This window comes from Sulfoacidibacillus ferrooxidans (genome assembly GCF_022606465.1).
In the GTDB taxonomy this organism is placed as follows: domain Bacteria; phylum Bacillota; class Bacilli; order Alicyclobacillales; family SLC66; genus Sulfoacidibacillus; species Sulfoacidibacillus ferrooxidans.
Genome location: NZ_JALBUF010000009.1, coordinates 1 through 25892 on the forward strand (window position 1 = coordinate 1; position 25892 = coordinate 25892).

The window sequence follows — 25892 nt, forward strand, 5'->3', positions numbered from 1 at the left end:
TCCTGAGCCAGGATCAAACTCTTAATTCATGTCTACTACTTCTTTGCTCGCGTGTTTGTCTCTTGTTGCATTTAGTTTTCAAGGATCCACTTGCTTGCCTTCTTCGCGCCGCCGTTCGTGGCGACAGATAGTAATATACCACTTACACCCGCCTAAGTCAACGTTGCAAGAACTAATTTATTGATAAAAAACATTGAAATAAATCCCAACATCATCAACCTGTTGATTACCCATGAATAGCTTACATAATCTCATAATGATTAAAGTAATTATCAATGTAGTCATGGACTCGATTGCATGCAATAACCATTGTTATGGTTCAACTATGATTATGTCGCCTCATCCAAACATCGGAAAAATTAGTTTACATGATGATGCATATCGTGGGAATTACAGCGTCTACTTTATGGAATTCAATCTTATTACGCAGTACAGAATTTCATTCAAAATTACAAATAAATATCAAAAAATAACTCACAAAAATAAGCCGATTCTCGACTATACTATATAGTGAGTCTGACCATGCACATCGAGACGTTAACTTTTTTGAATACAGTTCGTACTGAAATTTTATTTTTAAGGCGTTTTCTAAGGCACAGGTGCTTATGAAAACGCATATGGTACGTTGAGTCCATCGACTGGCGCAGTCACGGGGATACAGTAAACTAGCACTTGCTCGATGGACTCAAACTAATACATAACATATCAAATTGAATCAGTGACAATTCGCTCACACGCAGCCTATTAAGGTACTTATTTGGGAATGTCGATCCCCTGTTTCCATTTGCGAATGCGTTGTTGATCCGCGAGACTCAATTCTAGAATTTCGATCATATCTGGACGTCTTGTATACGTTCGATACAAAGCCTGCTCATGCCGCCACTCAGCAATATTTTTGTGATGGCCTGAGAGTAATATATCCGGTACACACCAACCTCTAAAATCTCTTGGTCGAGTATACTGGGGAAACTCTAGCAATCCATGTGAAAATGAATCCGTATCGGTACTTTCTTCATTTCCTAGCACCCCTGGAATCAGTCTGACTACCGCATCCATAACGACCATTGCAGCAAGCTCTCCAGAAGTGAGAACATAATCCCCTATCGATATCTCATCCGTTACTAAATGCTCGCGGACTCGTTCGTCATATCCTTCATAATGACCACAAATCATGATCATCCTAGGCTCTCCAGCTAACTCCAAAGCCTTTTCTTGCGTAAACGGAACTCCCTGTGGGGTTAGCAATATTACTCGCGGTTTAGTGGTAGCATCAATAGTAAGCGACTCAACTGCGCGAAAGATGGGATCAGGTTTTAGCACCATACCGGCACCACCACCAAACGGATAGTCATCAACAGTATGGTGGCGATCTTGCGAGAATTCACGAAAATTAGTTATATCAATTGTAACAAATCCTTGATCTTGAGCCCTCTTCATCATGCTTGAGCCTATTACCCCATAAAACATGTCCGGGAATAACGTCAAAACGTCAACTTTCACTATTGTTCCACTCCGACTTAATCCAGTAATCCTGGTAGGATGTGAACATCCATCCGTTTGTTTTTCGTATCTACTTGTAAAATGCAATCAGGAATAGCAGGAAGTAGTATATCTTTACCTTCCTGTGTCCTCACAACATATACATCATTTGCTCCAGGAGTTAGCACTTCGCGCACTATCCCCAAAAGAATGCCGTTCTCATAAACTTGACAATCGACTAACTCATGGATAAAGTAATGCCCACTTGGTAAAGAAACTAACTCTGACTCAACAACTTTTAATTCACATCCACGTAGTTTAGCTACTTCATCCATTCCTTCATATTCATGAAAACTCACTACGTAGACGCGTCCCTGCGGTCTTCCGGTCTTAACTGTAACCGGAATCACATCACCCGATGGTTTAACTAGTAAAAGTTTTGAGCCTTTAGTAAATCTGACTTCTGGAAAGTCAGTGCGGGAGAATACGCGCGCTTCTCCCTTTAGTCCATGAGTACCAACAATAACCCCAACAGTATACAACGTTTCCCCACTCAGACTAGTTCACCTTCCTATAACGAGTACTACTATTCAATTTTCATGCCATTACGACGAATCTCTACTACAACACCATCTTTTAAAACGATCTCGCTACCTAATAAAATTTGATCCCACGAATCCCCAACACGGATATCCGCACTTGTCTCCAGCGTCCCATTCGGAACTTCCGCATTCAAATCCATTTGCTGAATCTGCGTAAGTTGCTGAATCAATTGTTCACGTCTAGTAATACGTTGATTTCGTTCATTTTCTAGATGTTGTTCTGTCGCTTGGACAGCTCCATCACCCTGTTTTTCAGCATCCCTCAACATTTGTTTTCCACGAAATTCAAGTTCTTCGAGTTCAGCAATCGTTGTATTAATGTGACGGCGCAATTCCGCTAACCAACTTTGTTTTGTTTCTTCAGTCAAAATCACTTTCACAGCAACAGGTTGTCTAATAGTTAACAAACTCATACACTCCTTAGTTCAAATAAAATGGGACTACTCCCGCGTGAAATCAAGTATCTACCTTCCATATCTGATAACAAGGTCACACATACCATAACCTAAAATAGGGACACGGCGTTTCCGCCAGCGCCCCTACACAATCTCAATACTAACGCGTCTTCCATCCGAGATTGCCGCTGTAGATAGCAATGTTCGAAACGCTTTTATCAAGCGTCCCCCCTTGCCTACAATCTTGCCAACATCAGATGGAGAAACGGATATTTCATATACAGTCACTTGTTCTCTTTGCACCTCTCGCACGGAGACAGCCTCAGGCTGTTCAACTAATCCACGTGCGATAAGTTCAACTAGTTCTTTCACCTGAATCGCCCCCACTAAAAGACGCGAGATTAAATGTGACGGAGTTCTTATTTACCTTGACGCATTTCATGAACTTTCTTCATGATACCAATCTGACTCAATAAATTACGAGCTGAATCAGAAGGTTGCGCTCCAGTTTGTAGCCAATAGATCGCACGATCTTCTTTTATTTTAATTTGCGCTGGATCTGTTAGTGGATTATAAGTTCCGATTTCTTCCACAAAACGACCGTCGCGAGGTGATCTTGCATCTGCCACAACCACGCGATAAAACGGGGATTTTTTTGCTCCCATACGCTTCAAACGAATCTTCACTGCCATTTTTCTCACCTCCTTACAAGGATTTTACAAATACTTCTTCACTTAGTGCCTTCGTTTTCCTTTGCGCGAACCACCATATGATGAACCGCCACCCTTAAATTGACCAGCAAGTCCACCTAATGCGCGCGATGGATTCTTCCCAAGCGACGAGAACTGTTTCATCAATTTACGCATCTCATCGAACTTGCGCAATAATTGATTCACATCTCGAACTTCCATGCCACTACCTTTTGCAATTCTTTGCCGCCGGCTGGAACTTTTCATCACAAGATCAGGATTACGCCTTTCAGCGAGAGACATCGAATAAATAATAGCTTCGATCTTTTTGATCTGCCCTTCATCTACAGATGCACCTTGCAATTGTTTCATCTTGCCCATTCCAGGAATCATCCCAAGCAATTGGTCGAGTGGACCCAACTTGCGAACCTGTTGCAACTGCGATAAAAAATCTTCAAGAGTAAACTCGTTGCGTCGAATCTTTGCTTCCAACTCACGCGCATCTTTTTCATCAATCGTAGCTTGCGCACGTTCAATTAAAGTCATCACATCGCCCATGCCAAGAATGCGAGACGCCATGCGATCTGGGTAAAAAGGCTCTAGCGCTTCAGGTTTCTCACCTGTCCCAACAAACTTGATGGGACAGCCTGTTACATGCCGCACACTAAGGGCAGCACCACCACGCGTATCCCCATCTAATTTCGTCATAATCAGACCAGTCAATGAAAGTTGCTCATGAAAATGTTGTGCAACATTGACAGCATCTTGCCCAGTCATCGCATCTACTACAAGAAGAATCTCATCCGGTTCAGCAACTCTTTGTATATCTAGCAACTCATGCATCAATGCCTCATCGATATGCAATCGCCCAGCCGTATCAATCAAGACGTAATCAAAACCTCCACGTCTCGCTTCATCCATGGCCTGTCGTGCAATATCTTGCGGACTCACCTGATCTCCTAGCGAAAAAACAGATACCCCAATTTGTCCGCCGAGAACTTGTAACTGTTTAATTGCTGCAGGTCGATAAATATCTGCTGCCACCAATAATGGATGACGATGCTCTGTGTTTTTTAAATGAAGAGCAAGTTTCGCGGCGGCTGTTGTCTTACCAGCTCCCTGCAACCCTGCCAACATGATCACAGTAGGAGGTTTAGCCGCATGAGCGATCTTCACCTGTTCTCCACCCATAAGCTCTGTCATCTCATCGTTCACAATCTTGATGACTTGCTGTGCAGCAGATAAGCTCTGTAAAATCTCTTGGCCCACAGCGCGTTCTCTTATGCGATCTATAAAATCTTTAGCAACAACGTGGTTGACGTCCGCCTCAAGTAAAGCGCGTCGAATCTCACGCAAAGCGTCTTTAACGTCATCTTCAGACAAACGCCCCTTGCCGCGCAGTTTTTGAAATGCACCTTGCAGGCGAGTCGTCAATGTATCAAACATATAGCACCTCTCGCTCTTATTCTATCTAACCCCGCATAAGTTCACGCAATACTCCAGCTACTTCCTCAGTCACACGAAACTCACTTTTAAGCTGATCAATCAGTTCATCAAGCAACTTTAAACGTCGCCTTTCACTTGCAATCAAGTGGAGTCTTTCTTCATAACCCTGCAACTGATCAATCGTCCTATGAACCAGATCGTGTACAGCTTGGCGACTAATCTCTAGCTCTTGCGCAACTTCAGCTAACGAAAGATCATCAAAGAGCCTCATAGAAAGTACCTTTTGCTGTCGTTCCGTAAGTAGTGCCCCGTAATAATCAAAAAGCAAATGGGTTTCAACTGTGTTCCACTGCCCGCTCATATAGCTCACCGCTCATGGTAGTATAGGCTTAGTTTACCCTTCTACTCTTCAGCTGTCAAGCATAATTACTTGTCATCCATGGACTCTTCTGAACTAGACAATGTTTCATTCGGGAATAGCGCTTTTGCAAATTCATCAGCAGAAAAAGGCTGTAAATCATCCTTTTGTTCACCGATACCAATCCACTTCACAGGAATCCCTAGCTCCTGGTTAATCGCAATGATGACTCCACCTTTTGCTGTACCATCAAGCTTTGTTAACACAATGCCAGAAACATGAGCGATTTCCTTAAACAACTTAGCTTGTACAATCGCATTTTGCCCAGTAGTAGCATCTAAGACGAGTAACACTTCATGTGGAGCATCGGGAATCTCGCGCGTAATGACGCGATATATTTTCTCTAATTCAGCCATTAAATGAGTTTTATTTTGTAATCTTCCTGCAGTATCACAAAAAAGAATGTCCACCTTCCGAGAACGAGCCGCGGCGATCGCATCATAGATAACTGCCGCTGCGTCAGAGCCGGTCGTCTGCCTAATCACCTCAACGCCCGCTCGTTCCCCCCATACAACTAACTGTTCAATCGCAGCTGCACGAAAAGTATCGCCCGCAGCTAGCATTACTTTTTTACCTTGTGAGCGATAATAATGTGCCATTTTGCCAATTGTCGTGGTCTTTCCCACACCATTGACACCGACTAAAAGTACAATTGTAAGGCCTGTGTCTACCATATTCATGGCTGTGGGATTTTCATGTAAAATATCAACGATCAATTGCCGCAAAACTGGAATCAATTGATCTGCAGTACTAAGCTTTTGTTTACGCGCTTCTTTTTCTATGCGTTCAAGTAAATATTGTGATGTGGCTACGCCCATATCTGCAGCTAAAAGTGCATCTTCTAATTCCTCATACACCTGTGCATCAATTTTGCGACGAAATAAAGCACTTTCTACTCGTTCTGTAAATCGTTGCCGCGTCTTTGATAAACCATCTTTTAGGCGTTCAAAAAAACCCATGTGCTTTGCCTCTTTCTATCATTCGCCTTTGTGGCGTTATGCAGAAGCCGTTTCTTCTTCTAAAACTCGTACTGACACCAATTTCGAAACACCAGAATCTTGCATCGTCACACCGTACAGCACGTCTGCCGCTTCCATAGTACCACGACGATGTGTAATCACTACAAACTGCGTTTGTCGCGCAAAGCTTTGTAAGTAATCTGCAAATCGACTCACATTCGCCTCATCAAGAGCTGCCTCAACCTCATCTAGCACACAAAAAGGTACTGGTTTCACGTGTAGAATCGCAAATAATAAGGCTAGCGCAGTAAGTGCACGCTCACCCCCTGAAAGCAAGGATAAGGTTTGCATCTTTTTCCCTGGTGGTTCAGCAGTAATCTCAATTCCTGATTGAAGCGGATTCGCCTCATCGAGCAAGAACACATCTGCCTGTCCACCCTCAAAAAGCGATGCAAAGACTTCTCGAAAGTGTCGTCTAATATCTGCAAACGACTCCATAAAACGTGTAGACATTTCTAAATCGATGTCGCTAATTAATGCCTGCAATTGCTCTCTAGCATGCGTCAAATCACTAGCTTCTGTTTGCAAAAACAACTGCCGTTCACGCACTTGCTCATATTCTTCAATAGCCAATATATTTACTTCGCCTAGCGCATCCAATTGGCGTTTCAGATCTGCTAATTGAACTTTAGCACCATCTAGTGGTTCGATAAGTGGGTACCGTTGTTGAGCTAATTCAAAACCAAGTTCGTAATCATTCCTAAGGCTTTCAGTTTTAGTTTCAAGTTCTCCATCAAGTTTACTCAAATGAACGTCAACCTGATGCACTTTCTGTCTAAGTTTTAAAGATTCAGCTCGAATAGCTTGAGAAAAGTGGTCACTCGCTTCTATCTGCTGAAGCAAACTAGTGCGAATCATACGAACCGATTCGAGCAGCTTACTAACCTCACTTCGCGCTGCGATTGCCTCTGTGGCTAAGCGCTCCTGTTCCTGCAACACTTGACTTAGTTCTCCCATGCGCAAGATCATCTTCTGCTGTTCGCCATCAAGTCTCTCACTTTCAACCCTTAATGCATCTAGTTGAAGTGAAAGTTGATCGCCTGCAACAATTGCACCTCGCAATGCCTCTTCTTGCTCTGCAAGAGAAACTCGCAAGTCAGTTAGCAAATCATGATGACCTATCACCCTGGCTTCTTCCTGCAACATATGATCTTCAAGCGCCTTTAATTCACTTTCTGAGCGAGCCCCTTCTTCACTGATCACCTGTAAAGCAGATGCAAGTGCGTCCAATTGAGTTTCACAAATTCTCAGTTCATCAGTAACAAATTCACGTTCCTGTTCAAGTGCTTGCCGTTTACTCTCCACCGTTTTACATTCGGCTATGAGCATATTTTGTTTTAGATCGTAAGCACGAACTTGCTCTACCAGGCTACCTAATTCCGTTTGCAACTTCTCCCGTTTATCCCGAAGTGTTGTAACGTGTACTTGAGCATTCTTTTTATTCATTTGTACGGAGTCGAGTTTTACAGTTACTTCCTGCATCTGCTCTTCAAGTAATTGAATTTCGCGTGCTCTCCCAAGTAATGCAGTACCTCTGCGGCCTATACTACCACCTGTCATTGACCCACCAGGATTTACTACATCTCCGGCGATTGTAACTATACGAGTGCGATATTGCATCATCTTTGCAATCACATTGGCCTGCGCAAGTTGCTTTGCAATCACTACATTTCCAAGTAACGATTCAATAACCGCCTGATATTTTATATCAGTTTGAACGAGATCACTTGCAACTCCAAGAAAGCCATCTATGTTTGACATGGCTTGCACGTCGCGAACAGCCAATTTCCTCCCAGTAATCGTTACAAGAGGAAGAAATGTTGCCCGCCCCAATTGTCGCTTTTTTAGATATTCAATCGCCGCTCGCGCATCGCTTTCTGTTTCAACGACAACATGTTGCAAACTCCCACCGAGCGCTATTTCAATGGCAATCTCGTATTCTTTTGATACTTGTACAAGATCGGCTACAACTCCGTGAATCCCTTGTAACTCTGCCCGCTGTTTAGATCTTAGGATGGCCTTTGGTCCACTCGCATACCCATCTAAATCTCTCTGTAAATCTTGTAGCGTTCGATGTCGACTCTCAAGTTCGACCTTGTGTCGTTCCAATTGTTCTGCTGTAACACCAAGCTGCGAAAGATATTGTTCCTTTTTTAAGAGTTCTTCATAGAGAGCTTCAGATTGCATGGCGACATCTTTAGAAGATAACTCCAATGCTTGTCTATCGCTATTTAGATCCTCTGCATTTTTCTGTAATTGTGTAATCAATGTGTCCAATTCTACAATATCCCTGTCATAACGCTCCAGCTTTTGTACATGCTTTGTACGCTCTTGAGACAAAGTCTTTTGTTCATTGCGATCACTCGCTTGACGCCGCATCACTTCAATCATAGTGGCGCGAGATTCAGCTATCTTAGAACGCAATAAAGCAATAACACCTTGACCATCTTGTTCATCAAGTTTCACGCGAACTTCTTCACGAAGTGTTCTCACTTGCTGTTCAAGTACACTTACCTGATGTGCATTTAATTCCACATTTGTTTTTAAAGTCGCTTGCGAAGCGATGACTCGAACACGTTGTTCACGCAATGACTCTACTTGGGCTATCATGTGTTCTTGACGTTCAACACTAACTCGTCGATTGGCTTCACATTGTTCCATAGCCGACGTAGCATCGATAAACTCCGACGATAAAGCAGAGTACTCAGTCTCTACGTCATCAAATTGAGCTTTAATGTCTGACATCTGATTTTCAGACTCAGCCTCTTTTTGTTCCTGTAACATCAATTTTGCTTGCAATGCATCTTGTTCAGCCATCATAGCCATTCTTTTTTGCGATAAATCGTGAATATCCGCAGCCAGTACCATGATATGAAGCCGTTCTACTTCGCCTACTACTTGCTTATACTGTTTTGCAATCTCCGCTTTTTTCTCAAGTGCCAACACTTGCCCATCTAGTTCAGATAAAATATCTTGTACCCGGAGAAGATTCTGATCAGCCTCTGCTAACTTGCGTTCTGCTTCACGCCTTCGCCACTTAAACTTAACAATTCCAGCCGCCTCTTCAAAAACTCCACGACGCTCATCTGATTTATTTGATAAAATCTCCTCAATACGACCCTGTCCAATAATGGAATACGCCTCTCGACCCACACCCGTATCCATAAATAATTCAGAGATGTCTCTCAATCTACAGGGAGACTTATTGATCAGATACTCACTTTCTCCAGACCGATAGACTCTTCTAGTTACGGATACCTCTGCGTAATCAAGTGGAAGAACACGCTCACGATTATCGAGTGTGAGCGTTACTTCGCAAAAATTCACAGCTTTTCTTGCTTGACTACCTGAGAAAATAACATCTTCCATTTTCGCACCGCGCAACGATCGTGCACTTTGCTCACCAAGCACCCACCGAATGGCATCCGAAATATTGCTTTTACCGCTACCATTAGGACCTACAACTGCGGTGACTCCAGGTGCGATTTCTAACTCTATGCGATCTGCAAACGACTTGAATCCAAAAACATCTAACCGTTTTAAAAACATATCTACTCCACCCTATATGCGAGTCTCGCCATGGCGTGATCTAAAAGCACTCCAACAACGCGTACTTGCTACATACTTGCCTAACGATGGAGGGCTTTACGAGCGGCGTTTTGCTCTGCCTCTTTTTTAGAATGGCCAACGCCTTCTCCCCACAATGTGCCACCCACCATAACCTGAGCGACAAACTCACGATCATGTGCTGGACCGCGTTCTGCAATAATATCGTACATGAGGACGCCTAGATTCTGTTTTTGAACGTATTCTTGTAGCATGGTCTTATAGTCTCTGTGCAATCGTTCACCAACAATCTCAATGCGCGGATAAAAGTGTCGCGTCATGAATTGTTCAACAACATGCAACCCTTGATCCAAGAATAGCGCTCCAATAAACGCCTCAAAAACATCCGCCACCAAACTTGGACGCTCTCTACCACCTGATAATTCTTCTCCTTTACCCAAACGGAGATAACGTGGGAAATCAAGATTACGAGCTGCAGCAACAAGAGAAGATTCACATACAATTGTCGATCGCATCCGCGTTAACTCACCTTCAGGTGCATCAGGTAAAGCTTGAAATAAATATTGACTTACACATAATTCCAAAACAGCATCACCAAGAAACTCTAACCGTTCATTGTCCTTCATATGTTCACGTTTATGTTCATTGCGAAACGAAGAGTGTGTAAATGCAGCCTTTAATAGCGTAAGATCCGAAAAAGTTACTTCTAATTTGCTACATAGCTGAGACAGTGGCAAAGAATTCACGTTTTCTACGCCCTATTCTTGAAATTTTTTAATAATCAAAGTTGCATTATGTCCACCAAAACCAAATGAGTTAGACATCACATACTGTAGCTCTTGCTTCCGTGCTACATTCGGTACGTAATCCAAATCACATTGTGGGTCAGGATGTTCATAATTAATCGTAGGTGGCATGATCTGATCACGTAGTGCCATCACACAGGCAATTGCTTCAATGGCACCTGCTGCACCAAGTAAATGCCCAGTCATCGATTTCGTGGAACTAACTGCCAGTTTACTTGCATGTTGTTCAAAGACAGAACGAATGGCAATCGATTCTACTTCATCGCCAATGGGAGTTGAAGTACCGTGTGTATTGATATAATCAATCTGATCCGGTCGCAGGTGTGCATCCTCTAATGCTGCTTTCATAGCACGCGCAGCACCTGCACCTCCGGGTGCTGGTTGAACAAAGTGGTAAGCGTCTCCGCTCATACCATAGCCTACAATTTCAGCCAAAATCGTTGCATGTCTCGCCTTAGCAAACTCCAACTCTTCCAAAACGAGAATCCCTGCACCTTCCCCCATGACAAACCCATCTCGCTGTGCATCAAAGGGACGACTAGCACCTGCTGGATCATCATTGCGTTCAGAGAGTGCCTTAGCTGCACAAAAGCCTGCAAGTGAAAGTGGCGTAATGGTCGATTCTGCTCCACCACAAATCATTGCATCAGCTGCACCGCGTTCAATAATCTTAAAAGCGTCACCTATAGCATTCGAACCTGTAGCGCAGGCCGAAACGGGTGCGCTATTTGGGCCTTTTGCCCCGAAGCGTATGGATACCTGTCCAGACGCCATATCCCCAATCATCATTGGAATAAAAAAGGGACTCACCCGCTTTGGTCCACGTTCAAGCAATATACGATGTTGATCTTCTAATGTCTGTAACCCACCGATGCCTGAACCGATATAAACTCCGATCCGCGGTGCCAACTCTTCAGTTACTTGTAACTCTGATTGTGCCATCGCCATCGTAGATGCGGCAACAGCAAATTGGACAAATCGATCCATTTTTCTTGCGTCCCGCTTGTCTATATAATCATCAGTATCTAAGTCTTTTACAAGCGCCGCAATTTTAGTGGGATATTCAGATACATCAAAACGATCGATGATCCCTACTCCTGATTGACCAGCTAACAGAGCGTTCCAAAACTTCTCTACCCCAGTACCTACTGGCGTAATAGCACCCATACCAGTGACAACTACACGTCTCATCGTTAGCCCTCCTTATATGTGAAACCCCGCGCAAAGCACGGGGTTTCATCTTCTATGAACGATAACGCCTAAAGTTACTCACGTGATTCGATATATTTTACTACATCGCCCACTGTGGTGATCTTCTCCGCATCTTCATCAGAAATCTCTAAGTCGAACTCGTCTTCTAACTCCATGACTAACTCGACCACGTCCAAAGAATCAGCGCCTAAGTCATCCTTAAAGGAAGCCTCCATGGTCACTTGCGGTTCTTCGACCCCAAGACGATCAACCACAATGCGCTTTACGCGATCATAAACATCGGACATACTTTCACCTCCTCCCGAATTATATTACATCGCAAGTCCGCCGTCGACTTGTAATACTTGACCAGTTATGTATGCCGCATCATCAGAAGCTAAAAATCGCACTAATGCCGCGACATCATGTGGTTGACCCAAACGTTGCAAAGGAATCTGTTCAAACAACTTAGTCTGAATGTCCGGTGTTAGACCTGCCGTCATATCTGTTTCTATATAGCCTGGTGCAATGGCATTGACGGTCACTCCACGACTCGCAAGCTCCCTCGCAAGCGTTTTTGTAAGACCGATCAAACCTGCCTTTGCAGCTACATAATTGGCCTGTCCAATATTACCTGTTATACCCACCACCGACGACATATTAATCACGCGTCCATGTGGCGATCTCAGTAGTTGCCGCGAGGCTGCTTGCGTACATAGAAATGCAGACTTTAGATTCACAGAAAGAACCATGTCAAAATCTGCTTCTTTCATTCGCAAAAATAAGCCATCTTTCGTCACGCCCGCATTGTTTACTAAGATATCTAGGTGACCAAATTGTTTAACAGCCACATCGACGAGCGCCTTTGCTCCATCACTAGTCGAGACATCCGCCTGCGCTATAGCTACCTGCGCTCCTTGAGCAGTCAACCGATCTGCAAGTTCAGTAGCTTTAGCAACATTGGACGAATAAGCAATCACCACTTTAGCGTGTTCACTCACTAATTCTTCGACAACGGCTCTCCCAATTCCTCCTGATCCACCTGTAACAAGTGCTACGCGATCTTTCAAAGATTCATTCATATCGATGTCCCCTCGCTTTGCAAAGCAGTTACAGTCTCCATCAGCGAAGAAATATCTTCAACGTGCAAAAGACGTACACTTTTATCTATTTTTTTAATCAAACCAGACAAAACCGTCCCCGCACCAAGTTCTATAAAGGTCGTCGCCCCAAGTTTAATCATTTCGCGCACTGACGCTTCCCATAGTACTGGAGAAGCCACTTGCTTTTCAAGTGCTACTTGCATATGGTCAATGGTTGTCATCGGTTTTGCAGAATAATTGGCGACTATAGGACAACTCGGTACAGAGAACGATTGGCGCTGTAAATCGTCACTTAACTGATCGGCAGCAGGTTGCATGAGCGACGAGTGAAACGGACCACTTACGTCAAGTCTAATAGCACGTTTGACTTGTGCCTCTTTTGCCCGCCTGATCAATTCTTCAACTGCAACTGCGCCTCCTGAGGCAACTAGTTGGCCGGGACAATTTATATTTGCAAGTTCCACAGGCAACTCATGCGCCGCGGAAATCTCGGTGCACAGTTGCTGAATCATCTCAAAATCTCCACCTAGTAATGCAGCCATGGCACCAATCCCGGCATTGACCGCAGCATCCATGTATCTTCCACGCAAATGGACCACGCGCACCGCATCCACAAACGGAAGTGCCCCTGTGGCAACGAGTGCGCTATATTCACCTAAGCTATGACCTGCAACGACTTCAGGCGAGATGTCTACTTGCGCCTGGAGTGCTCGCAAACAAGCAATGCTTACCGTCAATAAAGCCGGTTGCGTATAATAAGTCAAACGCAAATCAGAATCTGGGCCTTCAAACATCACTTTACTAAGTGAAAAACCAAGTGCCTCATCTGCTTGCGTGATGATATCTTTCGCCTCACTCGAATGCTCCATCAATTCCTTCCCCATGCCAACGTACTGTGCACCTTGACCGGGAAAAACAAATGCTACCCCCAACTGTCTCACCACCCTATACGATATCCGATCATACAAAGAAATGGATGTAAGATGCCTTTACCAACTACTCTACCCATGTATGGATTGTTCAAGATCTTGAATTAAACCGCTATGTTGCATGTTGTAGGCATGTCGCACGGCCATCTCAAACGCTCTTGGATTAGAAGAGCCATGTGCTTTAACTAGCACACCACGCACGCCCAAAAATGGACCCCCACCATATTCTGCATAGTCAAAGCGCTTCTTAAATGCTTTTAATCCACTACGCATCGAAAGAGCTGCAAGTTTTGTAAGAGGATTTGCAAAAAAAATGTGTTTGAGAGATTCGAGAAATCCCATTCCTGCTCCTTCGTAAAATTTAACTAACACATTCCCCACAAATCCGTCACATACAACAACGTCACATGCGCCATTTAGAAGTTCGCGCGCTTCGACATTCCCCACAAAATGGGAACAATCGTGTTCCAATAATTCGTATGCTACTTTCGATAGTTCGTTTCCTTTACCAGGTTCTGACCCGATATTTAAAAGTCCGACGCGCACATGGGATAATCCATGCGTTAACCGCATATATGCTTGTCCCATGTGCGCCCACTGAACAAGATTTTTAGCCGTCGAATCCGTATTGGCACCTGCATCCATTAACAAGACGCCTTGACCTTTAAATGTTGGCATCATGGCTGCCAGAGCAGGTCGTTCAATCCCCTCCATGCGTCCAACCACAAATAAACCAGCAACCATAAAAGCACCTGTATTTCCTGCAGAAACCATCGCATCAGCAGTACCATCACGAACCATTGTAGTACACACAACAAGTGAGGAATCTTTTTGTTTACGAACAGATTTAACAGGTTCTGCATTTGGAGCAATCACATCTTCTGCGTGAACAATCGTTACATTTGGCGGAAATTCACTCGTAATTACCCGTATCTCAGCATCTCTACCAACTAAGATAAATTCTACATCAGGCAAGTCGCGAGCAGCTTGTATTGTGCCAAGAACAGGTGCATTCGGCGCATGATCTCCACCCATAGCGTCAATCGCGATTCTCACCGGTACTTCCCCCTGTCATGTCTAAGCCTTTGCGCATAATTAAGAAATCTGCTATAAAAACATCTTTTTGATCTACTGTCGTTCTTACATTGACTCGTATATAGCCATGCCGTTCACCCTTGACATGTGCGTGTGCAATCATATAGGACCCCGCTTGAACAGAACGCATAAACTTCACAACCGCTCTTGCTGTTAGCGCTTGATCCGCATCTACAATAGCGACAGCCAGGGAGTTTGCTTGTGCAAAAAGATAATGCCCACGGACGATCTGTGAGCGAGAAAAAGCATGTTCTTCATCAGCTCGCCATATCGACAATCCATGTACGCCGAGATCCAATTCTACAATATCTCCAAATACTTCATTTGGAGCAAGTGATCGCACGTGTGGATACCGAGACTCAGCCACTCCCTTTATGCGTTCACGCAATTCCTTAATGCCAAGTGCTAAGCGATCTAGACGAATGGTCTGTACACTGACATCAAAGCGAGAGGCAAGTTGCTCATCAGTCAAAAACGGCTCCCGCTCTAACGTTTCTACGAGTCGCTCTTGTCGCGCTCGCCTACTCACTTTTGCCACGTCAGAGCCACCTCTTTTACTTACACGATCTACTACCATCGTATATCACATTAGAAACATTCATGTTATGTACTGTTAGATAAAAAAAGAGCGCCCTGGACGCAAAGCGCCCCGACCCTCTTGGCCTCTATGCACGTTTCTCCAATACTTGGCGTTTATTATACATTCCACAGTTTGGACACACGCGATGAGACAGTTTAAATTCATGACATTGCGGGCATTCAACCATACCCGGCACTGACAATTTAAAATGCGTTCTACGCAATCTTTTTCTTGTCTTCGACGCTCGATGCTGCGGTACTGCCATCTGCGAACACCTCCATTCCAAAACACACCTGCATCGATCACTCTTCAGTTTTTGATACATCATAAAACCGAGATAGAGCTTGCAAGCGTGGATCCACCTGTTGCACGTGGCATACACAAGTCGAAACGTTCAAATCAGTCCCGCATTCCGAACACAAGCCCCGACAATCATCACGACAGAGAGGCTGCACCTCAATAGCTAAAACAAGTGCCTGCTCAATCAGCGGCTCAAGATCAATCGTTTCCTCGGGCGCATAAAAAACATCAGCTTCTTCTTGCGCTGCAGTAAGCGGAGTTCTTGATAACACCTCATGAATCACTATATCTAACGATCGTGTACATTCTGTCAGACAACGAACACATCGGTACGTTACATCCGTTGAAGCGGTACCGTTCACTTCGCAAATGTTTGGCATCGTCACTGAAGCTATGCCTTGAACCTGAAGTGGCGCAATATGAACAACATCTTTTTCATCACGAAACAACGACATATCGTCCAACGTGCCCGAAAAGGCTGCTCCACCTAGCTTCGTGGCAGAAGTCCATAACACCTTCACGATCTCTGTCACCCCGATCACAACATGTCATAGTATACCTAGTCAAATACAACCTGTCAAACATCTGTTGCTTTATCACCGTTAAGATGTCTTTGGTGGAAGTGACATTAAAAAGGAAATAGCTTGTTGCAGAGAACTGACAGGCACAACTTTCATTTTTGTACCAATTTTTTTTGCTTCCTCTTCTGCATGCAAAGCGTTTGTATCTCCTGCAGCTGTGTCTGCCGGAACAAAGAAATAATTTGCACCTGCATTCGATGCAGCAATAATTTTATGAGCTGCGCCGCCAATTTGACCAACTGTTCCGTCTGCGCTCATCGTTCCTGTACCGGCAATGCGATATCCCCGCGTTAAATTCACCGAACCCAGTTGATTAATGATTTCTAATGTGAACATCAACCCCGCAGAAGGGCCGTCAATATCACCACTATGAATGACAATGTGAATAGGAGTATGTACGACTTGCGCAGGTGCCAGAAAAATACCCAGTCCAGGTCGTTCGTGGTGATGACCCGGTAAGGGAGGTAGCGCCATAAGATGCAAAAGTAGATGTTTGATGTGTCCTTGGCGAATCACCGTAAGCGACACTCGTTCACCCACTTTGGCGTGTTGTAATATTGTTAAAATGCGATTTGGATCTTTTAAAGACTCTCCGTCCATTACAGTAATAATATCACCTGGGAAAAGATGTCCGTATGCCGCTGTTCCACGTTGTACTGATAGTACCATGACACCCGTCGTAGTGACTGAAATAGGCTTGTGTAAGTAATGTAAGGCTGCGATTTCCGCACCTTGGTGTGCCGATGTCATCATGTATGCTTCTAGTTGATTGTATTCTGTATTGGTCAATCCTCCATTGACCGTAGGGGCCGGTAATATTTGATGATGCGGCAACATGAGTCCATACAAAAAATTGTATATATTGGACGCATACACAACATATACAGTCGTCATCATAAATTCGCCTTTAGCTGGTTTATGGCCACCCTTTACGCTAATCATCGATTGTAATGGCAACGCCTCACCTGGCGAATAAATGTAATAGGGTAGTGAGATGAAGTTCATAAGAATGAGCACGATCGCCAATACGATCACCCCAGTAAAAAGGGGCCAACGTTTACGTGATTTAAATCGAAGCGTTCTATCCGATCCCAATTTACGACACACCTCGCTTTGTTTGCAGTGTTAATAAAAGCTCTGGCAACGCGGCTTTCATCGCTTGACGACCTACATCAATCGCTTGACTAACCCCTGTGAAAGAAATGGAACTCATTAAATCGAGTTTAGGACGAACCACAAAATCAGCGTGTAAGATGCGATTGCGAAAAACTTCACGCTCCATAATATCCATAGTTTGCACAATCACATCCCAGGTATTTTTCACAGGAGGTAAACGTTCAAATAACCCGACATCTATAGCAACAACAAAATCCGCGCCAAGATCGCGCACTGCTTGTATGGGTACTCGCTCAATTACCCCTCCATCGACAAGCATGCGATCACCTATTCGATGAGGCACAAAAATACCGGGAATGCCAATACTTGCCCTCACCGCATCGTGAATGGCACCACTCGTAAATATGACGCGCTCACCAAGCTCAATATCAGTCGCCACGACGGCTAAAGGAATCGATGTATCTGAGAAATCCATGTTTTTGGTTAATAATTTGATCAATTCATGAAAGCGTCGGCCAGCTACCAGTCCTAACTTTGGCACCGTCACATCAACCCATCGTTTTAAAGGTAAATGCAGTGCCAACTGCTCCATTCGATCAATAGGTGCTCCTGTAGCGTATACAGAGGCAATTAAGCTACCCATACTCGAACCCGCAATCGCCTCAACCTCAATCCCTGCTTCTTCAAGAACTTGTAACACTCCGATATGAGCGAATCCGCGGGTGCCTCCGCTACCAAGTGCTAGTCCAATATGCAGACGATCTTGCACGCGCTCATCTCCTTTACCGCCTCTATGCATACTTTCTGCTGAGTGCTTTTGCCACATGATGTGGTACAAATGCACTGACATCACCATGATAGCTTGCAATTTCCTTGATCATACTTGAACTCACATGTGCAAACTCACGGCTTGCAGGTAGAAAAATGGTTTCTACACTTTGAAGTAAATCTTTATTTAACGCAGCCAATTGCATTTCAGTCTCAAAGTCTACGAATGTGCGTACTCCACGCACAACAATATGTACTTGCTGAGTCTTCAAATAATCCACCAGTAACCCAGGAAATTGGTCAACCTGTATGTTTTTTAGATGCTGCGTAGCTTCTCGAATGAGTTCTATACGTTCCATAGGATTAAATAAAGCCTGTTTTTTTACATTGACAAGCACTGCAACGATACACATATCAAACAGAGAGGCAGCACGTTCAATTAAGTCTACATGTCCATTTGTGAGTGGATCAAAGCTCCCTGCATAGACAGCTGTACGCATCAATCATCACCTCAGATCAAAGTCGTTGTTACTCATCAATAGACGCGTCATAATCATAAATCACCACTTTTGTTGATCCGTACCGAACCTCTTTACGCACATGCAGTGACAAGATATCTGGAGTCATTGTTTTTTGATCCATTTCTGCAACGAGTACAGCGTGCGGAGATAAAATTTTTGCTACTACAAGAGAACGCAAAGCATCTTCAAGTACACCCAACTGATAAGGAGGGTCAAGAAACACCACCGTCACTTGCAGTCCTATACGTGCTATTCTCTGTATTGCCTTTGAATAAGAAAGGGCATACACCTGTGCCTGCTTATCGATGCCAAGTTTTTTTACGTTGTCATCAATGGTTTCACTACTAGAAATGTCAACAAATATGCTCTTATCCATCCCACGACTAATCGCCTCTATGCCAAGTGCACCAGATCCAGCAAATAGATCAAGGCATATCCCACCATGAAAAAAGGGTCCAATCATTGAAAAAATGGCTTCACGAACGCGGTCTGTTGTAGGTCTCGTTGCTGTGCCCTTCGGTGCGTGTATGGTACGCCCCCTCAAATCACCAGCAATTACACGCATACTTATCACCTTCTTCATCCTACTTTAACACATTAAATTTACTCGTCTCAAATGAAAAAAAACAACGTGTTTTTTGTATAAAGACCTTTTACATTGACCACAATATGGGATAGCGACGCCAAACGTCGCATAGGCAACCAGAGAGAGTCAGTCAAATGCACTCTCTTCCGGTTTCTCCTCTCCCAGTAGCCGAATGCGGAGTATTACATAAAGGCCGCATCAGGCAACCCCTCTCGCGTACCCGGGCGAGAGGGGTTTTTTATTTTCATAACCAAAGACATACGCCCTTACAAAGTATCTTGTCCCTGCATTCTATACTCATGTGGTGATCAGACAGAAAAGGAGGTCAGGTCAACATGGAAACATTCGGTGGATACACAAGATGGGCAGTTGTTTTTCTAATCATTTTTGTGCTTTTCTTCCTGCTCATCCCAACCTATACTACCCAATGCACAACAGTTCCAGTGTACTAAGTAACATGCTTTAAAAAAATTTCCAACCATACTAAGGAGGTTTTTTAACATGGGCACATTTGGCGGATATACAAGATGGGCAGTTGTATTCTTAATTATCTTCGTTCTATTCTTCTTACTTGTACCAGGTTACGCTGGTTACAACACAGGCGCAGCAGCTATGGCACCTGGCGCAGTCTACTAGATTTTAAAGCTCTTCAAGACAGCAGGAGATGGACTTACGTTAGCCCATCTCCTGCTGTCTTCCTATCTTCTTCATCTGCACATTGAGGTGAAATCCATGTACCAATAATTTGTAGTGCTTTTACGCGATCCCCCTTCTGAACAGAAATAATCGCAGCTTGCGGAGGAAACAATAAAATCACTGTACTGCCAAACTCAAACCACGCACACTCATCACCTTGATGCATCATGCGGTCTCCATTCCAAACAACCACAGGATTCCCTATACTTCTCTGATACAACGACGCATTAACACCAAACTCCCGATCCAATTGCACACTGCCCACAATTGTTGACCCAACTTTCACCATTGCAATAGACTGTGCATTTTTGTGAAACCAAGTAATCATTCTTTCATTGCGTGTAAAAAGAGACGTAATATGTTTAACCCCTAAGCGATTCACAGGAAATAGTGTTCCGGGAATATGCACGATACGTCGTGCGCTTGCATTCACAGGCACATGAATCCTATGATAATCAGCCGGACTTAAATAAATAGTGATATACGTTCCTAAATTAAATTGCATGGCGTTCTCAGCGAGCAAAGCTGATACAGAATAATAGACACCTTTTGCCTGTATGGCTCGATCTGATTCAATGTGTCCAACCTCAGCAATGTGTCCATCTGCTGGTGACACAATAAATGATTCCACCGTCTCTTTGTCGCAACGATCTGTTGCTCGTTTCACGCGACGAGAAAAAAACTCCGTGAGCGAGCGATAGCTTTGGTATGGCTTTTCTGCTTCCTTATAATCAATGTGATACATCCAAATAAATGCTGGTATAAGTGGTCGGCTCAATGAACTGCGACATACCCGTCCCGCCAAAGCAGTGAGCAGCCTTTTAGGCAAAACTAATAACCCTAGTCGCCATGGGTCCCATCGGTTCATTCTATAAAACGCTCCCCATCATCATCGCGTAACTTTACTATTGTACCATATAGAGAATGTCCGATTCTTTTGATCTGTTCTTTCCTATGATCATCAACTTGGATAAAAAGAAACCATGTCCTGCGATGGACATGGTTTCTTTTTATCTTAAAATGATTTATCGTACAATCATTGCCGACCAGACAACTGCTGCTCCGCCATCGCGACAAGTTTACGCGTCATATGTCCACCAATTGTACCAGTGTCCCGCGTAGTCATCATGCCCCAATAACCGTCTGACGGAGGCGTAATTCCGAGTTCTTGAGCTACTTCATACTTGAATTGATCCATTGCCTTGCTAATACCTTTTACCAGATGAGTGTTCGAATGTTGACCTGTAGCCACACTTATCACCCCCTATTGAAAAGTAGTTTGCCCAATCCCTTTTCAATCATGCAACGGTGTGGCCATTAACCGGATTACGAATCTACATATAAATCTTTCGTGTTACCCACATATGCATACTTACGTAAAGAGCGATAGTTAGGCAGCAACCAAAACTCCTCATCATGCACTAATTCAGATGCAACTTGACGCGCCACCTCCATAATCTTCATATCCCTCACAATGTCACCTAGTCGAAAAACAGACATCCCACTTTGGCGATCGCCTAAAAGTTCACCAGGGCCTCGCAACGTGAGGTCTTGTTGAGCCAATATAAACCCATCTTGCGTGTGTAGCATGGCTTGTAATCGTTCTTGTGCAGCATCACTACCTTTGTTAGCTAAAAGAATGCATTGACCAGGATATGCGCCTCGTCCTACACGTCCACGCAGTTGGTGTAATGTGGCAAGGCCAAATCGATCGGCATCATAAATGACCATCATCGTCGCATTTGGAACACTAACCCCGACTTCAATCATCGTCGTTGCAACAAGAGCTGCGATATCCCCGTGCACAAACTTCTGCATAACTAAGGTACGCTCTCGTTCGGGCATTCCACCATGAATTAAACCCACCGTGTAACCGGCCAATTCCTCGCCTAGAATGTCATATAATTCTTTTGCGCTCGTCATATCTGACTCCTCCGTTGGATCAATGCGAGGAGTCACCATGAAAGCCTGCCGTCCTTTAGCAAGCTCAGTGCGCACAAGTGTAATCACGGCCGCATCCTGTGCCCGTGAGTATAGTTTTGTTTCAACAGGTTGACGTCCAGGCGGCAACTCCCGAATAGACGTTACAGCAATATCGCCAAATAGTGTGAGGGCAAGTGTTCTAGGGATAGGTGTTGCGGTCATCTGCAATACATCGGGATATATGCCTTGCGCGCGCAGTAGTTTCCGTGTAGTCACTCCAAAACGATGTTGTTCATCTGTAACGATAAGTCTCAGGTTTTTAAAATGCACCTGCTCTTGTGCCAATACGTGTGTGCCAATGACAAGATCCAGTTTTCCCGCTTCTAAATCAGCAAGAATGCTTTGCCTTAGCGAAACATCTTGTCCCCCTATGAGCAACGCTACGCGCAAGCCAAGTGGCACTAACCATGACGTGGCAACTTCAAATTGTTGCATAGCTAGAATCGTTGTTGGAACCATGTAGGCGCTCTGCCATCCAAGCCCTGCAACAGCGGCAATTGCGGCAAAGGCAACAGCAGTTTTACCCGAACCTACGTCTCCTTGCAGTAAGCGATGCATAGGACTTGAACTGGCTATCTCAGGGATCATCGTTTGAATCGCGTGTTGTTGTCCTTTAGTTAAGGCAAAAGGCAACTGTTCAATAAAAGAATAGGCTTTTTCTTTCAAATCTTGTTCATCCAATGTTACTTGCTGTGTCTGACTTCGCATACGTCTAAAACCGAGCACCTGCAACTGAAAATGTAAAAATTCACCGAACACTAGCCGTCGATGAGCTTGCCGAATATCTTCTTCTGATTTGGGTTCATGTGCACAAATCATAGCCTCTCTAAGTGAACGAAGTTTAAACCGCTCTCGTATATTCATAGGCAAACTATCCTCAACATGATCCGCATACACTCTCATCGCATCCTGAATCATCCCACGAAAAGCCGAATGAGTCAGATCCTTTGTCAATTTATATATAGGAATAAACTCTGGAATTCGATTTCCTGGCTTGATCACTTCGTATCGATTGACCATGAAACTTTGTGTAGATTCATGAAACTTTCCGTATAATCGCAGCTTTCTACCTACAATAAGCTGGTGACGAAGATATAGTTGATTAAAAAAAAGCGCTTTTACGTTACTATTGCCTATCTTCATGGGAACAGACATCGTTGAGCGCTTACCTTGAAGTTTCACAGAAGCACTTCCAGATACGACTGCCTCTACGACCGCCTGTACCCCGTCTTGTAGTGGATCAGACTCCCTATGTACACGTTCATAACGTGCTGGGAAGTAAAATAAAACATCACCCACACTTGTGATCTGCAGGCGAGCTAACCGTTTTGCTCGTGCTGGCCCAATTCCCGGAATGTTCGTTACGTCAACTGTAAATAGATCCAAAAACTCTACCCTCCCCCAAATGTCGCAAGGGATCTCACTCTGCAGCAATTAGATAACTATACAGGGGTTGCCCGCCATATTGAAGCTCAAATTCCACTTCTGGATATCGTTTTGAAAGTGACTCAAAAGCCTCTTCTACTTCTGATACTAACCCTGACTCCTGATAAAATACGGTGCAGATTTCGGCTTTACGCCCACAGAAATATTCAAGCATGGATACCAGAACATCAGCGCGAACTGAATGTACAAATGTGATTTCACCTTCGGATATGCCAATGTAATCGCCTTCTACAATAGCATGATCTCCTACCATAGTGTCACGAACAGCCGTTGTGATCGAGCCTGACATAATATGCGAAATAGCCTCTTTCATCGCCTTTTCGTTTTCTGACACGGTATGGTTCTCCTGGTATACAAGAGCAGCTGCTAAACCTTGTCCAATGGAATGCGTCTCTACAACATGAATGCGACCATTGCTAACAGCCGCAGCCTGTTGCGCCGCCATAATAATATTGCGGTTATTAGGCAACAAGATAACGTAATCCGCAGCGACGTTATTGGCCGCAGCTAAGAGGTCTTCAGTTGACGGGTTCATCGTTTGCCCACCGTGTACCACTACATCTGTAGAAAGGCCACGAAAGATCTCCGAAAAACCTTCTCCAGCTGCAACTGCAACTAAACCACAAACCTTTTTTAAGGTTTTTGTTTCCACTTTAGGCTTTTCCATTAATGCTTGATTTTGCTCTGTCATATTGTCTATTTTAATGCGTATCAGGGCACCAAAATGTTGCGCAGATTCTAGCGCAGCACCTGGATGCAGAGTATGCACGTGCACTTTAATCAAATCATCTGCTTGCACAACTAATAGTGAATCACCATGTGTTTCCATGACATCACTCACTTGTCGTTCAGCAACCTCAGATATTTTGTCTGAATCAAGACGAATAATAAACTCAGTACAATACCCGTATTCTCCTTCACCGTGAACTTCAGACGAAGCAAATGCAAGGGATGCAGTAGATGTAGCAGTACTGTGTGTATCATCCTTGTTTGAAGAACGCTCTACAAGTGGCGTCAATGACCCACTTAGTACAGATAAAAATCCTCGGTATATATACACAAGCCCTTGTCCACCAGAATCAACCACACCTGCTTGGCGCAAGATAGGCAACATATCCGGTGTTTTATCTAATACCTGCTCTGCTCGCTTAAGCGTTGCTAACATAACCGCTTCGATCGTGACATCTTGTTTTTTCACAGCACTTTCAGCTGCAAGCGCAGCCTCCCTAGCAACTGTTAAAATCGTTCCCTCTACTGGACGTGATACCGCTTTATAGGCGATTCGTACACCATTTTGTAAAGCCGCAGCGAATAATGGTGCATCAACCTCTGTAGCTTTCCCAAAGGCGAGCTGGAAGCCGCGAAATAATTGCGATAAAATAACGCCTGAATTACCCCGTGCCCCCATCAAAAGACCTGCTGAAAAAGCAGATACTACTTGCTCTAGTGCTGTCCCCTCGGGTAAACTCAGCACTTGATCAATCCCAGATGTATAGGACAAGTACATATTGGTGCCAGTGTCACCATCTGGTACCGGAAAAACATTGAGCGCATTCACATCTTCTTTATGTTTGCCTAATTCCTGCTGTCCGCTCTGTAACATAGCAAGAAACCCTGCCGCATCGAGCCTTCCCTGTTGCTGCACTCGTTCGTGCCCCCCTACCGTTCTCCTGGCACTTTTACACCCTGAACGTGAATGTTAATCTTATCTGCCTGGATTCCAAATGTATCTTGCAATGTATATCTTATCTTTTCACGAAGATTTTCTGCGACTTCTGGGATACGCGTGCCGTAACTCACTACAATGGATAACTCAACTTCTAAGCGATCGGGAAGTGATGTAATATCTACGCCACGTGCCGGATTCTCACGCCCTAAAAATCCAGAAAGACTATCCCGCATCACTTTACGCGGTGCCATGTCAGCTAATCCATAGCAATCAAGTGCAGCAATTCCTGTTGCCGTTGCAATCACTTCATCAGCAATCACGATTTTACCCATCTCATTCACAGTCACTGTCGGCATAAAATCCCACCTCACAATACATTGAGTTTTTATAAGTGTACTACACCACTCCAGGGAAGAAAAGGCGGTTGCGTCCCATTATTCCTTATGCTATGATGTGCAGGTTGAATATCTATAAAAGGGGGTGCACAGCATGGCAAAACGTTGTGATATCTGTGGTAAAGGACCTCAAGTGGGTAACGCAGTCAGTCACTCCCACGTCCTTACAAAACGGCGCTGGCTCCCGAATTTACAATCTGTTAGAGCCAACGTTAACGGAACGGTCAAGCGCGTACGCGTTTGCACACGTTGCTTAAAGAGTGGAAGAGTTGCTCGTGCGGTCTAGCATCGATATAGGTGTATAGCCCGAAAAAAGCACCGCTTAGGGTGCTTTTTTGCGTAAAGAGCGTGGGAAAAATGATAAATGATTCAATTGCGCCCTCGCGCCCCGAGCAGTGCCTTGACAATGCCTCCAAGAAACCTTGGCAATTTAATCGTATAAAACCGCATCCATACACCCCTCCTACATCCTGTCTGCGATCACGATCACGTACACAACAGACGCATCAACA

At 44.3% G+C, this 25892-nt stretch carries 30 protein-coding genes; 2 read left to right on the forward strand and 28 right to left on the reverse strand.

Features of this window, described 5'->3' with window-relative positions:
- Positions 1-753: 753 nt before the first annotated feature.
- The 22 genes from trmD to rsmD form a co-directional block, all read right to left on the reverse strand.
- On the reverse strand, positions 754-1500 hold the full coding sequence (gene trmD, locus MM817_RS12070) for a tRNA (guanosine(37)-N1)-methyltransferase TrmD (RefSeq protein ID WP_241715492.1): 747 nt from the start codon (positions 1498-1500) through the stop codon (positions 754-756).
- A gap of 17 nt (positions 1501-1517) precedes the next feature.
- Positions 1518-2021 carry a ribosome maturation factor RimM gene (gene rimM / locus MM817_RS12075; RefSeq protein ID WP_241715503.1) on the reverse strand — a complete coding sequence of 168 codons (504 nt, stop codon included), beginning with the start codon at positions 2019-2021 and terminating at the stop codon, positions 1518-1520.
- Between the two features lie 44 nt (positions 2022-2065).
- The gene (locus MM817_RS12080) at positions 2066-2488 is read right to left on the reverse strand and encodes a YlqD family protein (RefSeq protein ID WP_241715505.1); all 423 of its coding nucleotides are present in this window, start codon (positions 2486-2488) and stop codon (positions 2066-2068) included.
- 132 nt (positions 2489-2620) lie between these two features.
- A complete protein-coding gene (locus MM817_RS12085; protein ID WP_241715507.1) occupies positions 2621-2848 on the reverse strand; it encodes a KH domain-containing protein in 228 nt (75 codons plus the stop codon).
- 47 nt (positions 2849-2895) lie between these two features.
- Positions 2896-3168, reverse strand: a complete 273-nt coding sequence (gene rpsP / locus MM817_RS12090) for a 30S ribosomal protein S16 (RefSeq protein ID WP_241715516.1) — start codon at positions 3166-3168, stop codon at positions 2896-2898.
- Positions 3169-3210: 42 nt separating this feature from the next.
- Entirely contained in the window at positions 3211-4611 is a 1401-nt protein-coding gene (ffh, locus tag MM817_RS12095) for a signal recognition particle protein (RefSeq protein WP_241715518.1), read from the reverse strand.
- A 25-nt stretch (positions 4612-4636) separates the two neighbouring features.
- On the reverse strand, positions 4637-4972 hold the full coding sequence (gene ylxM / locus MM817_RS12100) for a YlxM family DNA-binding protein (protein WP_241715520.1): 336 nt from the start codon (positions 4970-4972) through the stop codon (positions 4637-4639).
- Between the two features lie 65 nt (positions 4973-5037).
- Positions 5038-5988 (reverse strand): signal recognition particle-docking protein FtsY, encoded by a 951-nt coding sequence (gene ftsY, locus MM817_RS12105; RefSeq protein WP_241715522.1) that lies wholly within the window; start codon positions 5986-5988, stop codon positions 5038-5040.
- Positions 5989-6024: 36 nt separating this feature from the next.
- Positions 6025-9597, reverse strand: a complete 3573-nt coding sequence (gene smc / locus MM817_RS12110) for a chromosome segregation protein SMC (protein WP_241715524.1) — start codon at positions 9595-9597, stop codon at positions 6025-6027.
- 80 nt (positions 9598-9677) lie between these two features.
- A complete protein-coding gene (gene rnc / locus MM817_RS12115; RefSeq protein ID WP_241715526.1) occupies positions 9678-10361 on the reverse strand; it encodes a ribonuclease III in 684 nt (227 codons plus the stop codon).
- Between the two features lie 12 nt (positions 10362-10373).
- Positions 10374-11612, reverse strand: coding sequence for a beta-ketoacyl-ACP synthase II (gene fabF / locus MM817_RS12120; protein ID WP_241715528.1), 1239 nt, complete (start codon positions 11610-11612; stop codon positions 10374-10376).
- A 74-nt stretch (positions 11613-11686) separates the two neighbouring features.
- A complete protein-coding gene (locus MM817_RS12125) occupies positions 11687-11920 on the reverse strand; it encodes an acyl carrier protein (RefSeq protein ID WP_241715530.1) in 234 nt (77 codons plus the stop codon).
- Between the two features lie 24 nt (positions 11921-11944).
- Positions 11945-12694 (reverse strand): 3-oxoacyl-[acyl-carrier-protein] reductase, encoded by a 750-nt coding sequence (gene fabG / locus MM817_RS12130; RefSeq protein ID WP_241715532.1) that lies wholly within the window; start codon positions 12692-12694, stop codon positions 11945-11947.
- Positions 12691-13647 carry an ACP S-malonyltransferase gene (gene fabD, locus MM817_RS12135; RefSeq protein WP_241715534.1) on the reverse strand — a complete coding sequence of 319 codons (957 nt, stop codon included), beginning with the start codon at positions 13645-13647 and terminating at the stop codon, positions 12691-12693. The genes fabG and fabD overlap by 4 nt, the downstream gene beginning before the upstream one ends.
- A gap of 69 nt (positions 13648-13716) precedes the next feature.
- On the reverse strand, positions 13717-14700 hold the full coding sequence (plsX, locus tag MM817_RS12140; protein WP_241715537.1) for a phosphate acyltransferase PlsX: 984 nt from the start codon (positions 14698-14700) through the stop codon (positions 13717-13719).
- Positions 14684-15277: a transcription factor FapR gene (gene fapR / locus MM817_RS12145; protein ID WP_336605174.1), complete on the reverse strand. Its 594-nt coding sequence runs from the start codon at positions 15275-15277 to the stop codon at positions 14684-14686. The genes plsX and fapR overlap by 17 nt, the downstream gene beginning before the upstream one ends.
- Before the next feature lie 127 nt (positions 15278-15404).
- The gene (gene rpmF, locus MM817_RS12150) at positions 15405-15584 is read right to left on the reverse strand and encodes a 50S ribosomal protein L32 (protein WP_241715558.1); all 180 of its coding nucleotides are present in this window, start codon (positions 15582-15584) and stop codon (positions 15405-15407) included.
- A gap of 37 nt (positions 15585-15621) precedes the next feature.
- Positions 15622-16140, reverse strand: a complete 519-nt coding sequence (locus MM817_RS12155) for a YceD family protein (protein ID WP_241715559.1) — start codon at positions 16138-16140, stop codon at positions 15622-15624.
- Between the two features lie 81 nt (positions 16141-16221).
- Positions 16222-17295: a SepM family pheromone-processing serine protease gene (locus MM817_RS12160; RefSeq protein WP_241715561.1), complete on the reverse strand. Its 1074-nt coding sequence runs from the start codon at positions 17293-17295 to the stop codon at positions 16222-16224.
- 1 nt (position 17296) lies between these two features.
- Positions 17297-18085 (reverse strand): patatin-like phospholipase family protein, encoded by a 789-nt coding sequence (locus MM817_RS12165; protein WP_241715563.1) that lies wholly within the window; start codon positions 18083-18085, stop codon positions 17297-17299.
- 22 nt (positions 18086-18107) lie between these two features.
- Positions 18108-18584, reverse strand: coding sequence for a pantetheine-phosphate adenylyltransferase (gene coaD, locus MM817_RS12170; protein ID WP_241715565.1), 477 nt, complete (start codon positions 18582-18584; stop codon positions 18108-18110).
- A gap of 28 nt (positions 18585-18612) precedes the next feature.
- Positions 18613-19179, reverse strand: a complete 567-nt coding sequence (gene rsmD / locus MM817_RS12175) for a 16S rRNA (guanine(966)-N(2))-methyltransferase RsmD (protein ID WP_336605175.1) — start codon at positions 19177-19179, stop codon at positions 18613-18615.
- A 513-nt stretch (positions 19180-19692) separates the two neighbouring features.
- Here rsmD and MM817_RS17005 point away from each other — a divergent pair.
- On the forward strand, positions 19693-19827 hold the full coding sequence (locus tag MM817_RS17005; protein ID WP_272879955.1) for a hypothetical protein: 135 nt from the start codon (positions 19693-19695) through the stop codon (positions 19825-19827).
- Between the two features lie 34 nt (positions 19828-19861).
- On the opposite strand, the gene asd is transcribed toward MM817_RS17005, so the two are convergent.
- The 5 genes from asd to MM817_RS12200 all read right to left on the reverse strand — a co-directional run bounded on the left by asd (position 19862) and on the right by MM817_RS12200 (position 25341).
- Positions 19862-20755, reverse strand: a complete 894-nt coding sequence (gene asd / locus MM817_RS12180; RefSeq protein ID WP_241715567.1) for an archaetidylserine decarboxylase — start codon at positions 20753-20755, stop codon at positions 19862-19864.
- A gap of 168 nt (positions 20756-20923) precedes the next feature.
- The gene (locus tag MM817_RS12185; RefSeq protein WP_336605176.1) at positions 20924-21139 is read right to left on the reverse strand and encodes an alpha/beta-type small acid-soluble spore protein; all 216 of its coding nucleotides are present in this window, start codon (positions 21137-21139) and stop codon (positions 20924-20926) included.
- Positions 21140-21213: 74 nt separating this feature from the next.
- On the reverse strand, positions 21214-23256 hold the full coding sequence (recG, locus tag MM817_RS12190; protein WP_241715569.1) for an ATP-dependent DNA helicase RecG: 2043 nt from the start codon (positions 23254-23256) through the stop codon (positions 21214-21216).
- A gap of 34 nt (positions 23257-23290) precedes the next feature.
- Complete coding sequence (locus MM817_RS12195) at positions 23291-24961, reverse strand: DAK2 domain-containing protein (RefSeq protein ID WP_241715571.1); 1671 nt, start codon at positions 24959-24961, stop codon at positions 23291-23293.
- Between the two features lie 14 nt (positions 24962-24975).
- Positions 24976-25341, reverse strand: coding sequence for an Asp23/Gls24 family envelope stress response protein (locus MM817_RS12200; protein ID WP_241715573.1), 366 nt, complete (start codon positions 25339-25341; stop codon positions 24976-24978).
- 133 nt (positions 25342-25474) lie between these two features.
- Between MM817_RS12200 and rpmB the strand changes: the two genes are divergently transcribed.
- Positions 25475-25666: a 50S ribosomal protein L28 gene (gene rpmB, locus MM817_RS12205; protein WP_241715575.1), complete on the forward strand. Its 192-nt coding sequence runs from the start codon at positions 25475-25477 to the stop codon at positions 25664-25666.
- 83 nt (positions 25667-25749) lie between these two features.
- Here the strand turns inward: rpmB and spoVM are convergent, their stop codons facing one another.
- Positions 25750-25830, reverse strand: coding sequence for a stage V sporulation protein SpoVM (gene spoVM / locus MM817_RS12210; RefSeq protein WP_241715654.1), 81 nt, complete (start codon positions 25828-25830; stop codon positions 25750-25752).
- Between the last annotated feature and the right edge of the window lie 62 nt (positions 25831-25892).